We start from the raw sequence: 12470 nt of genomic DNA, 5'->3' as shown, positions 1-12470 counted from the left end.
CAAAGGACAGACATCAATGACAGGTTCATACTCATTGGTGGCTGTTTTTTTGAAGAAAGCTGAGTGTTTAAGGTTGAAAACTGACCATTTAACCCAACCCATCTTTACACTGTATACCCTCTCTTCTAGAATGTGGCCTTTCTTTCTGCAAAGAGCTCTTTTATGACACTACTTCTGGTAAGTTTGGGAATCGTTTTACTGGCAGCAATTTACTACTTTGCAACTGCAGCAAAGAAGCCATCTTTAATTTATCAAGCCACGCCATTTAACGACGCTATTGTTAAAGCCACTAAAGCCTTAAATCATCGTTATTTTGCGACTCCATGGCTGTTCAATACGCACTTGCAGCTAATAGTGCTTGGTTTCATAAAAGGCTTTGCCAAACCGTTGGAATATGACCGACATGATGTCTTAACCATGACAGATGGTGGTCAGGTGTCCGTTGATTGGCTGGGGTTAGATTTACCGGAAAACACACCCACCATGTTGGTGTTGCATACGATTTCGGGCAACCCACAAAGTATGCGTGGTTTTGTACGCTATGTGCGAGAGAATCTGGGTTGGCGCGTAGCACTGTGCGTTCGCCGTGGTCATGGCGAGTTAAGCCTGAAAACTGCCAACTTCAATACCATGGGTAATACCGATGATTTCGCCGCTCAAATAGAACATATTCAAGCGTGCTTCCCTCAGTCAGACTTATACGCCACAGGTATTTCAGCCGGTTCAGGTGTGCTTGCACATTACTTAGGAAAAGTAGGAAATAACACCCCAATTAAAGCCGCTGTAGCCTACTGCCCGGCCTATGACATGCGTAATGCCTTTACCCGCGCAGTACCTTTTTACAGCAAAATGATGGCAAAAAAACTTCATAAACTGTTCATCACACCAAACAAAGCTGTGCTTCAGCATTTAGACTCTTATGACGCATTAACCAACACTCAGGATCTGCACGAATTCCATCAACACTTGTATGAAGTCGCGGGTAACGAAAGCACCGAAGACTATATGCTCAAATCTAATCCCTCTGAAGTCTTTGATTCAATCAAAGTTCCTACGCTTATTCTGAATTCAAAAGATGACCCAGTCTGTCACATCGACAATGTCTATGAACATCAACATCGTATTGAAGCAATGGACAACGTCATCCTAGTGCTAACCGATCGAGGCAGCCACTGTGCGTATTTTGAAGGCATGACAGCAAAGCCCTGGGCTAACAGGCTAATTACAGAATACTTCACTTCTGTTTATGAGCTTCAAACAGAAATGCAAAATCAAGATGACTACGCAATAGCTGTAACCTAATCAAATACCCATTGATGAAGGTAACATCTCTGTGGCAAGTTAATAGAAAATCAGGTATTAACGCTAAACGACCGAAAAGAAACAACGATTTAGCCAACCTCACTGACCCAGACACTCAAAGAACATGGAAGTTATGCGACTGTTCCTACTTTTATTCATTACCCTATTCTCCGTCTCATCCTACGCCTGTCGATTCTTACCCGTAAAATACGCCCCGGAACCCACGCCAGCAGGCATTGAATCAACCACAACACCCAGCTCGCTTACAGACCTGAAGTACAGAATTACCCGAGGTCACTCGGGCACAAGCTCATGCGCTAGCATAGGGTTCGTTACCATCTATATAAATCCCTCAGACCCTGCCTTTGAATTTTCTGACATGGAAGACAATGAGGCAGGCTTTCAATTTGAAATCGTCAGTACCAACATTCAAGGCTTAAGCCTGAGCGAACACACCAAACCACTGATCCCTCGCAGTGCCTGGAATGGCTACCAATCCTTTGATTTTCATTGGGACGATGGCCGACAAGCCGACCAAGAACCTGTGTCATTAACCCTAAATATTTATGCGGTGAAATCCGGAAAACGCAGTGAGGCATGCAAGATTGAATTGACTCACCCCGGTGGAGCGGAAAGAGCGATGGATGAAATGGTGGTTGGTTGTTTGTGAGTAATCATCCCCCTACGATCAGAATCACCAACACACTAATTTACATCCTCAATATTCTCTTAGGCATTCTATTATTAGTTAGCATGAATGCCCGATTCTTTTTTGAGGCCCTTTCTGAAGTCAGCTACCCAAATCAACCTCTGATGGGCTCTCATATACTGGATGTGTTAATTCACGAAGCTACTGCCTTGGTTTACTCAGTCGTACTCACGGCAATAATTCTTAAAGAATTCTCCCCAATCTACTCCCGATATAAGTTCATATTAAATAGCGGTTTCTTGGTTGTTCAACTTGGTTTGGTGCTTCTCATTGGGACAAAGCTATACGTTATTGTTTGAACAAATCTCTCTTTGGAATAAGACAGCGACTGAATGACTGAATTAAGACAATGACTGAATTGAGACTGACTGAATTGAGACAGCCACTTTAAGAAAATACCCCGGCCATCATTCAAGAACTCACAGACCTTTGCAACAAATATCAATGCCAACTGCTAATAACCAGAAATTCTCGTCAAAACACAGATCACAGACACAACAAAACCTCAGTCACCACCGAGTACATGAGTTTTTGAGTATATTAAATCAGGTCGTTCTAACGCGTTGATATCCAAGCAGCTGACTAACCAACTTTATCTTGTCAGAGTCGCCAGCAAAGGTTTTGTATGATTTTTCAAAGCTTTGAGAGAGTCTAAGCCATTCTTGCTGATCAAGACTGAGTCGATCGAGTATTGGTGGCAGTGTGTTTGATAAAGCCCCGCGTTTATCGTCTCGTACAACGCGCCCTGTCCAATCCACAAGCGCAAGGTAATCGGTTAATGGAACGGGTAAACCTTTCTTTTGCTCGTTATTTGGATAGCCCGTAAACGGCAGCAATTCTTTCACCTGATTTTTAGACGGGTTTGGTTCTTGGGTTTGAATTGCTGTTTGGTAGCGCTTCTTAACAGAAGTATGATCGGAATGCTCCGGCGTTCTAGCCATCTTGGCTCGCACAGGGTTGAGATCCACATACGCCATGCAAGCCAAGAGTGCTTTTTCATCGAGTAATGCTTGAGATTTGAAGCGACCTTCCCAGAATCGACCACTGCATTGATCTTCCCTATTCGCTTCTCTGGCAATGGCTTCGTTCAACACCCGCATGAACCAACTGATATCTTGCAAGCGTTCACGCCACTTAGTGATTTGGAGATCCAGCGTGATCTTTTCGCCCTCAGTTAATTCCTGATGCTTTAAAAACTTCATAGAAATAAGCGAGCCACGAAACAACTTATGCCACCGCTCTGCCACCTCATAATCCGTCCAGTTCTTAGCCTGCTCTGCATCCACATACAACACCACGTGATAATGATTAGACATGATAGCGTAGGCCGCAATATCAATGGCAAAGATGGCTGGAAGTGAGAGTAACTTGTTCTCTAACCAGCCTCGGCGATGCTCGTAACTCTTGCCTGTTAAATCATCCAGGCCACAAAGAAAGGCTCGTCGAACACAGCGTGAAACACAGTGATAGTAAGGCGTGGCATCTAGCGATATTTGGGCTTTGCGTGGCTTAGGCATGAGATTGGCCTTGGATAGTGAAGACATGAAAACTGTATATAAACACAGTTCAAAAGACTATCGGCCAATCTTCTTACGTTGGATGTCCGAGGTTTTCCCCGAGGTTTTCCCTTTCAACTACCAAGTTTTTTAATGGTCTCTACAATTAACCCTCTACCTTCTTTTGACTTAAGAAATTCAAAAACGAAGTTCGTTATCTTGTTTTCGGTCATTTTTGCCCAAATTCCCTTTTTATAGACCTTTGCATTTTCTTTAATCGCATCCAGCTCGCCTTTTAACCTACTTAGTTCCGATTCTGAAATGTGATACTTTTCACTCAACTCGCTAACCTTGGAGTATAATGTTTCTAGCTTGGAAGTAAGTACTTCAACTTCCTCCTTCGAAAACGTTGAATCCGGCTCATCTGGATCTAGCGATATACTTTCCTTGAAATCTTCCTTCGCTTTATCAATATCCAGGTCTATCAACATTTCATTGCTTAATTCTCTATGAATATTGTGGCACCATGAAGTGATCCGTTCAGGTACTTCCGTGAAGCTAGAAATCCCTTGTTTATCTTCAGCTTTATACTCTCCTGGAGATTCGTATGTAAATAGCTTCGTTACAGTTTTAGAGTAACTTGAGGTTGTTAAACCATAGCTCTTCCCTGTCGTTACTTCTTCTGTAACCTCTTCTTCTTTAAGAATAAATAAGTACCGGCTATCATATTTAAACTGTATTCTAAGCAGTTCTCTATAATCATCTCCCCCCAGATTAAAATCCCCTTCCGAGAATCGAGTACTGTTCAGAACAGATACAATCTCTTTAAGAAAACTTGAATTCAGTTCAGGCACATATATCTCCTTTGAATTTAACGATTAATCAACGGAAAAAGTTTCATAAGCCCAACCATCCCAAAAGGTTGGTTAGTTTTAAATCAATCAATTCCAACCCAAATCACTTAGATAGTCAATTACCTTCAATAACGAGTTATGAATACCACAAAAAACGGCGCCCGAAGGCGCCGTCATTTCAACATCCAAAAGCACTCAACTTACTTATGCTTTTTAAATGCCTCATTCTCGTGCTTAACAATGTAGCTAATCAAGCCCACTACTATGCCTGCTGTGCCAAGGGCAAACAGCACGAGCGCCGCTGGGTTGTCTGCAAAGGTGAAGTAAGCGGAGACGTTTTCCCACGTTGTAATTGATGCACCCATGATTAAGCTCCTTGTGGTGATAGGCCGTCGTGTGGTTGACCAGCCAGTTTGTTTGGTACGTCGCTGTCTGCAGTGGCAGGTACGTTTGCTTCCGGGTATGGCTTAGCCAGGATTTCAACTTCGTCGATACCGATGTCTTCGCACGCTTCTGGAACACGTAGCATGTTCAGTTTTTTCAGCGCAAATGAGATGCCGTAGCCAGGGATAAAACCAAGTAGCCCCATGATGACCGCCGCAGTCGCCTGACCGACGAAGGTGATATCAGGTGCGCCATTTACGTTTGGTGTGCCGCCTGCGAATACGCCCACTAGCGCAACTGCAACCACACCGGTGAAGCCGTGAACTGCCACTGCGCCGACTGCGTCGTCGATGCCCATTTTCTCCAGGAATTTAGCGAATTGAACCGCTGCCACCCCCATCACAACTGCGATGATGAAGGCCAAGCTTGGGCTGTACAGATCAAGGCCAGCTGCCACAGAGATGATGCCAACCAGACCGCCAGACATGGTCCAGAATGGGTCACGGGTTGCGATGTAACAGCCAATCACGCCACCAGCAAAGCCCATTAGGGTGTTGAATGCGAAGGCAGATAAGTTGGTTGGTGTGTTGTAGATGGTCGTCCAACCGGTTTCACCACCATTAAAGATGATGCAGCCGCCAAGGAAGCCGAAGAAACCAAAGATGATCATCATCAAACCAATCAGCGTCATAGGTAAGCTGTGTGGTGCGATGGTTTGAGCAACACCATTGATGAATTTACCTTTACGCGCGCCCAGGTTTATTAATACACCCAAGGTGAAGAAACCTGCGACTGCGTGAACCACTCCCGATGCCCCTACGTCATGATAACCAAGATCGGTCAGTAACCAACCGTCCGGGTGCCAACCCCAGGCACCGGCCAAAATCCAGATCGCACTGCCTAAGAAAACCGTCAAAATCAGGAAAGCACTGACGCGAATACGCTCGATCACCGCACCGGACAAAATCGACCCTGTGGTGGCACCAAACAGCGCAAACGCAGCCCAGAAAATACCCGTGCCCATGTCTTGCGCATCCGGCCCCATGCTTTGCGACCAAGGCAAGGCCGCTGCCGCATCAATAGGAACAAAGCCATTCGGGAAGGCGTTGTAAATCCACCAGCCGAACAAATAGAAGGTCGGGATAATCACCGCCAATGCGAGGATGTTTTTAATCCCTGCGGCCAGTGCATTTTTACTTCGGGATGCCCCCATTTCATAGGCCAGGAAGCCTGCGTGGATCATCATCATGATGGCGGTACACCACCAGTAGAACACCTCGACATTCATTGCCTGGTGCATTTCGAAGGTCGCCTGCTGCGTTTGTAACGCAGCCTGTAACGACTCCAGGGTTGGAGTTTCTGTAGCCATAAGCTAGTTTCCTCGTGCTAGTTTTTATGTGAAATAAGTGTTCTTGATCTATTACTCGTAACGAAAAAGGTCATCTAGGCAGTGCTTAATCACTGACTAAAAAGTTTTTTTCGTTGGCGGTCTTAGTGCCGCTTTCCAAGTTTGTTTGTTCTGAGTGTTCTGATTGGGCTATCTGTTTTGATTGAGAATCCAAAACCAGATCGCCCTCTTCCGAGCGGTCTTTCAGGTTCACCCCGGACAGTTTCAACTGGCGGGATTCCTTCAATAAGTACATGGCTTTTCGAACGGCATCCGGGTAATCCAGCCCGGCTTTACGCACGTTTGAAATGCAGTTTCGGGCAGCATCGGTGAGCCCCACTTTGGGCGCCCAGGTTAGGTACAAGCCCAAGCTATCGGGTGAGCTAAGTCCTGGGCGTTCACCCACTAAAAGCAACACGCATCGGGCATGGAGTAACTCCCCTACTTCATCGCCCACGGCCACACGGCCTTGTTGAACAATGGTGATCGGTGCGAGATTCCAGGGCTGAGTATCCGCCTTCAATGCCGCATAGAGTTCGGTTAAAAACGGGGCGGTGTTCTGTTGAATGGCTAAGGAAGATAAGCCATCCACCACAACCACCGCCAAATCGTAGGCCTGCATCGCATTCCCTTGATCAGAGTGAAGCATTTTCAATGCGTCGACGGACGCTTCGTCCAATCGACGACCTAAATCCGGGCGTTGCAAATAGACTGAACGATCTTCGGCCTGACTGTGCAGCAACACCGCCTGCTCCGGGTTTTGAAGTACACCACTGGCGCATAACGCCTGAGTAAGTTCATCTGTATCCAGCGGTAAATGCACTGCATCCTGAGCTTGTGCGTGCGCTAACTGAAATGCCAATAAGTGCTTGGTGGGAATGCTAACACCGGATCTTCCCAAGCCAATGCGTGCGTCGGTAAAGTCCCGTAATTTGCGCCACGGGTTTTCAATCACACTGTTTTTTTCTGAAGCCTTCTCGCCGGTATTTTTAGCCGGATGATCAATGACGTTTTTCATGCTCATTCTCCCGACGCCTTGTTGTTTGAAGCGACATTCAGCAAGGGTTTGGCAAAGGCTGAAGGCAATTCGTCGTTCAAACGGTAACGGTCGACATCAGAGAAGATCTGCATTTCTTCTAACCAACGTTCGAATTCTGGCGCGGGCTTGAGGTTCAGCACTCGGCGTGCATATAAGGCATCGTGAAACGAGGTGGTTTGGTAGTTGAGCATGATGTCATCAGAGCCAGGAATGCCCATGATGAAGGTACAGCCTGCGACGCCCAATAAGGTGAGCAGATTGTCCATGTCGTTTTGATCCGCCTCGGCGTGGTTGGTGTAGCACACATCGCACCCCATCGGCACACCGAGTAACTTGCCGCAGAAGTGATCTTCAAGACCGGCTCGAATGATCTCTTTTCCGTCGAACAAGTACTCGGGACCAATGAAGCCCACCACGGTATTGACCAGTAAAGGCTCAAATTTTCTGGCCACCGCGTAGGCGCGCGCTTCGCAGGTTTGTTGATCCAACCCGTGATGCGCATTGGCGGAGAGTGAGCTTCCTTGCCCGGTTTCGAAGTACATGACATTGCTTTGATTTGAAGCATTATCGCCAGTCCCGTTGTAGACAGTACCACGATTCAGTGACAGCGCGGCATCCTGCGCTTCTTGTAAAGTATTGAGGTTAAAACCAAAGCTGCTGTTGGTGGCTTCGGTGCCACCGATGGACTGAAACACCAAATCCACAGGTGCGCCCTGCTCTATGGCTTCCATGGTGTTGGTTACATGGGTCAACACACAGGATTGGGTGGGAATCTGGTATTTCTGGATCACTTCATCCATCAGATTCATCAGTTTGATGGCCTGTGCCACATTGTCGGTGGCCGGATTAATGCCAATCACTGCATCGCCATTGCCGTACAAAAGGCCATCCAGCATACTGGCTGCAATGCCCGTCACATCGTCGGTTGGGTGGTTCGGTTGCAACCGCGTCGAGAAACGCCCTTCCAGTCCTATCGTATTTCTGAAGGCAGTGACCACCCGACACTTCTGCGCCACCATGATTAAATCCTGATTGCGCATAAGCTTGCTCACCGCCGCTGCCATTTCCGGGGTAATGGCATTACGGACACTGGCTAGCACCTCTGGCGTGGCCTCATCACTCAACAGCCAATTTCGAAAGTCTCCCACGGTGAGATGCGAAATTGTGCCAAAGGCTGTTTTATCGTGATCATCCAGAATCAGACGAGTCACTTCGTCCTCTTCGTACGGCACCAAGGCTTCATTTAAGAAGACTTTCAACGGCACATCGGCCAGTGCCATTTGTGCCATAACACGTTCCTCTGCGGAATGTGCAGCGACACCCGCCAAACGATCTCCCGAACGCGCCGGGGTCGCTTTGGCCATTAACTCTGCCAGATTCTTAAACTGAACCGTCTGACTGCCCAGAGTAAACCGATACTGACTCATACCCTTACCTCGTAACCTACTGTCTATTCCTTGATTGGGTTCGTTTCAAACACCACCTTAGAACGAGCGATGACATACTTTTATTACAGCGTATCCATCACACCCTGCTTTGGTTTATTTCACGTTTCATTGAACCTTCCGATGAACGCTGGATACCCCAAAAATCAAACTTCGGAATAGCTTTTGCTCTTTACCAAGGTAACAACAACCGATTTTTTGAGTTAACGAATTTTGGCAAATCTAAAAACTCTTTATTGAACAACCATTTAGTCAAGATATTTACCAAGATTCGTCATCACGTATGTGACAATGGAGCCACCGAATGAAGCCAGCACAAGAGGCATTTGCACCAAATAAGAGCATTCAACCAATACGCACCGAAGCTCATGATGCAGATGAACACGCCCAAAACCTGACCGACTGGCAACAGCAATACGACCAAGTCAGTGGCGGTGGCTTTTACGGAAGCATTGCTGAATTGGCATTACCACAACTGCAAGTCTTTAAAGAACACACCAGCCATGCGCTCAGACAAACATGCAACGTTTGGTCAGACTCCATCTGGTTAGGGCTACCTGAGAACGGTCATAACGTCAGCCGAATAAACGGGCTCGAAATCAAAGACGAACACGTGATGTGTCGCCCCGGAGACACAGAGTTTGAACTGATCACCCCGGAAGATTTCAACATCTTTGGTGTGGTAATCACTCAAAGTGCATTAATGAAAGTGGCCGATATTCAAGGCGTGCCACTGAATTGGCAGGATTTAACCCAGCAAGGCCGACTGGCTGTGCCGCGCAAAACCCTGTATCACATTCGCTATATTCTGAACCGAATTCTAAACACAGAGCACAATCTCACGCCGGATAAGGTGCTCACTGAAATGGTGATGATGTCGATTTTGGAAGTACTGAAACAAGAAAGTCACCACATCCCGGTAGCGCCGAGTTTTGAACGCAGAAGAGCGGTGGTCGATAAGGTCAAACACTACATGGAAGCCCACCCGGATGCCCCAGTCACCATTACCGACCTATGCGAGCACGCCAATGTCAGCCGCCGAACGCTGCAATACAGCTTTACCTCTGTCTTGGGAATTAGCCCATTGCAATACATTCGGGCCAGTCGACTGAACGGTGTCCGTCGAGCCTTACATCAAAATCAGTTCAAGCCTATGAGCAATCGGGAATCCATCTCTGACATTGCCAGCCAGTGGGGCTTTTGGCATTTAAGCCAATTCGCCAAGGATTACAAACAACTGTTTGGGGAACGCCCTTCGGAGACGCTTCATCGTTAAAGAGAAAGTTGTTAAAGACAACATAGTAAAACCAAGTACCGTTCACGGAGGATAAGGCATAAAGCCAATACTTTATTCGTATACGCGACCATTTCGTAATGCTCTATAGTTGATAGCTAACGTTGAAAAATAATAACTATAAGTTCACTCTCTGGTCGTTCAAACGATGTATAGATTTCAAGCCGTTATACTCAGCTTTCTCATCAGCTTCCTGGCAATCCCCCCTATACAGGCACAACAACCGCTATCTACCGAATCTCTTTATTCTGGCAAACTAACCATCGGAGCTGCAGAGTTTCCACCTTATGAGTTTTCAACCGAAGATCATCAAATCCAAGGTTTCTCGGCAGAACTGATTGATCTCACCTTAGTTCAGATGAACATCAACAGCTATCACCATAGGATGTATCCCTGGAAACGAGCGTTGGAATCCACTTACACGGGAAAAATCCACGCAATACACAGCACCTCTAAAAATGAAGAACGCAAAGAATTGCTTTGGTTTCCTGACGAACCCTTGGTGAATTCCGCCAAAGTATTTGCAGTAAGAAACAACAATAAGCAGCTCCTAAACTACCAATCGTTTGATGATTTAAAAGGTCGTACTGTTGGGATGATTCGAGGCTATAACTTTCCTGGTGAGTTCTGGCATTTTCTGGAAAGTAACAACATCAAATATTTTGAAGTCACCCACGAAACACAGCTATTTAACATGTTTAAGGCAGGCCGTTTTGATTTCTTGGCCGATGAAATTATCGTCTTACGCAACATGATTCGAAACCATGAGGATGAGTTTACGATTCTGGAACACACACCCATTCAGGTAAAGCCTATGTATTTGGCCTTCAGCAAAGCCTCGGTGAATAAGCAGTTTGTTGATGACTTTTCAAAAGCCCTGAAAGCCGTAAAGCAAACACCTGAATACGCCCTGTTGTGTAAGCAATATCAGGTGTTGTGTACTCAACCATCACACGATGATGAGTGAGTATTTGATTTTAAAAGAACGCTCTGTAAAGAAAGCCGGCCATAACAGCCATGCCGAGAATCACCGTTAAGAAGGCAATGATCATAGGGTTTTTAAAGATCGACTTGAGTAAGATCACCTCGGTAATACTGGCCCCGGCACTGCCAATGATCAGCGCCATCATTGCGCCTAGATTCACGCCCTGTGCTGTCAACGCTGAACTCAAAGGAATGATTAGCTCCGCTTTTACATAAAGTGGAATACCGATAACAGCTGCAATCGGAATCGCTAACGGATTACTGTCATCCGCAACCTTGACGATAAACTCGGTCGGAATCACCCCATAAATTAAAGAACCCAGTGCCACCCCGAAAATCAGGTAAGGTAGCGCTTTCTTAAAGTCACTCCAGGTAGCATCCCAGATGCGTAGCCACTTGTTTGGAAGCTCGACAACATTGCTTTCTAGAGATACCGCCTCTCCACACCCTTGGTTTTCTGTATTTATTGAGGCAGAAGCAGAGCCAGAACAAGAACCAGAGCCAGAGCCAGAACCACAGCTTGATTTGGCAGGATCAAAATAGGCTTCGTCACGAATGAAACGTTCGAATTTCAGTTTCTCCAACAGATACCCTGCCACTACAGAAACCACCATCGCAATCGCAAAGTAAAACACAGCCACCTTCAAGCCAAAGGTAAAGATAAATAATCCAATGATGATTGGATTAAGCAACGGGCTGGAAAACAGAAATACCATCATCGCGCCAAACCCTGCTTTGGCACGAATCAAGCCCTTAAGGAACGGGATCGTCGAGCAAGAACAAAACGGAGTAATGGCACCTAACAGAGCGGCGACCACATAACCCTTTCCCTTCTTGCTACTCAAAATGGATTGAACTTTGGCCGGAGGAATGTACTCCTGTAAGACACCAACAAAATAGCTGATCACCAAAAACAGTAAGGTCAGTTCTACCGCTAAGAATGCAAACATGTTGAGCGAGTTCATCAACATCTCTGAAGTAATCGTCATGATTCACCTCTAACTTCGATATGAGTGTTCAGAAATACGAGACATTCTAGATATACATCCAGACTTATTTCTATATTTCTAGTTTTTTCGAAATATAATTCCATCAAGGATCTCAGTCAAGATATTTCTAGAAATATAGAAATATGAAATAATGCCCTGCAATCATTGAAGGGTGATAAGTATGAACATTGAAGAAACAGCCAAAGCGCTAAAAGAATTAGGGCACCCTATTCGGCTGCAAATATTTAAACGTCTGGTGAAGTCTGGTTATGACGGTATGCCGGTGGGGGTGATTCAAGAAGAATTGGGTATTCCTGGCTCGACCCTATCCCATCACTTGTCGAGCTTAACCTCTGCCCGTTTAATCAAGCAAAGACGAGAAGGCCGGACTCTGTACTGCGTGGCAGAGTATGAACAGTTGCTTTCCGTGATCCACTTCCTTCAGGAAGAATGCTGTTTGGACGACCCCAACTATAAGTAACTTATTGTCTAGGGAACCTCTAAATAGCCCTCCCTGAAAAAGAGTAAAAGTAACCGTGGATATAAACATGAAACAGCCTCCGAATGGAGGCTGCGTGAATCTATAG

Annotated in this window: 12 protein-coding genes; 5 read left to right on the top strand and 7 right to left on the bottom strand. The window is 46.0% G+C overall.

All coding sequences use genetic code 11. The annotated features are described in order from the left end of the window. The first annotated feature begins 162 nt into the window (after window positions 1-162). Together ACFOEK_RS10150 and ACFOEK_RS10145 are read left to right on the top strand one after the other, a co-directional pair. Entirely contained in the window at window positions 163-1302 is a 1140-nt protein-coding gene (locus ACFOEK_RS10150) for a YheT family hydrolase (RefSeq protein ID WP_386720045.1), read from the top strand. A gap of 133 nt (window positions 1303-1435) precedes the next feature. Beyond that, complete coding sequence (locus tag ACFOEK_RS10145) at window positions 1436-1972, top strand: hypothetical protein (RefSeq protein WP_386720042.1); 537 nt, start codon at window positions 1436-1438, stop codon at window positions 1970-1972. A gap of 584 nt (window positions 1973-2556) precedes the next feature. On the opposite strand, the gene ACFOEK_RS10140 is transcribed toward ACFOEK_RS10145, so the two are convergent. The 6 genes from ACFOEK_RS10140 to ACFOEK_RS10115 form a co-directional block, all read right to left on the bottom strand. Beyond that, the gene (locus tag ACFOEK_RS10140; protein ID WP_386720039.1) at window positions 2557-3528 is read right to left on the bottom strand and encodes a transposase; all 972 of its coding nucleotides are present in this window, start codon (window positions 3526-3528) and stop codon (window positions 2557-2559) included. Between the two features lie 113 nt (window positions 3529-3641). Further along, complete coding sequence (locus ACFOEK_RS10135; protein ID WP_386720036.1) at window positions 3642-4361, bottom strand: hypothetical protein; 720 nt, start codon at window positions 4359-4361, stop codon at window positions 3642-3644. Between the two features lie 200 nt (window positions 4362-4561). Next, window positions 4562-4726 (bottom strand): hypothetical protein, encoded by a 165-nt coding sequence (locus ACFOEK_RS10130; RefSeq protein ID WP_386720033.1) that lies wholly within the window; start codon window positions 4724-4726, stop codon window positions 4562-4564. A gap of 2 nt (window positions 4727-4728) precedes the next feature. Continuing rightward, window positions 4729-6114, bottom strand: coding sequence for an ammonium transporter (locus tag ACFOEK_RS10125; RefSeq protein WP_386720030.1), 1386 nt, complete (start codon window positions 6112-6114; stop codon window positions 4729-4731). Window positions 6115-6199: 85 nt separating this feature from the next. Then, complete coding sequence (gene eutC, locus ACFOEK_RS10120) at window positions 6200-7150, bottom strand: ethanolamine ammonia-lyase subunit EutC (protein ID WP_386721541.1); 951 nt, start codon at window positions 7148-7150, stop codon at window positions 6200-6202. 2 nt (window positions 7151-7152) lie between these two features. Then, the gene (locus ACFOEK_RS10115) at window positions 7153-8598 is read right to left on the bottom strand and encodes an ethanolamine ammonia-lyase subunit EutB (RefSeq protein ID WP_386720027.1); all 1446 of its coding nucleotides are present in this window, start codon (window positions 8596-8598) and stop codon (window positions 7153-7155) included. 322 nt (window positions 8599-8920) lie between these two features. Here ACFOEK_RS10115 and ACFOEK_RS10110 point away from each other — a divergent pair, with 322 nt between their 5' ends. Next, window positions 8921-9892 (top strand): helix-turn-helix domain-containing protein, encoded by a 972-nt coding sequence (locus ACFOEK_RS10110; RefSeq protein WP_386720024.1) that lies wholly within the window; start codon window positions 8921-8923, stop codon window positions 9890-9892. A 166-nt stretch (window positions 9893-10058) separates the two neighbouring features. Beyond that, window positions 10059-10877 (top strand): substrate-binding periplasmic protein, encoded by an 819-nt coding sequence (locus ACFOEK_RS10105; protein WP_386720021.1) that lies wholly within the window; start codon window positions 10059-10061, stop codon window positions 10875-10877. Between the two features lie 10 nt (window positions 10878-10887). Here the strand turns inward: ACFOEK_RS10105 and ACFOEK_RS10100 are convergent, their stop codons facing one another. Next, window positions 10888-11883 (bottom strand): permease, encoded by a 996-nt coding sequence (locus ACFOEK_RS10100; protein ID WP_386720018.1) that lies wholly within the window; start codon window positions 11881-11883, stop codon window positions 10888-10890. Between the two features lie 181 nt (window positions 11884-12064). On the opposite strand from ACFOEK_RS10100, the gene ACFOEK_RS10095 reads away from it, so the two are divergent. Continuing rightward, a complete protein-coding gene (locus ACFOEK_RS10095) occupies window positions 12065-12364 on the top strand; it encodes an ArsR/SmtB family transcription factor (RefSeq protein ID WP_386720016.1) in 300 nt (99 codons plus the stop codon). Window positions 12365-12470 lie beyond the last annotated feature (106 nt).

Source organism: Litoribrevibacter euphylliae, assembly GCF_042646085.1.
Lineage (GTDB): Bacteria > Pseudomonadota > Gammaproteobacteria > Pseudomonadales > Litoribrevibacteraceae > Litoribrevibacter > Litoribrevibacter euphylliae.
Note: the sequence above shows the minus strand (reverse complement) of the source record. Positions and strands in the feature narration are given on the sequence as shown.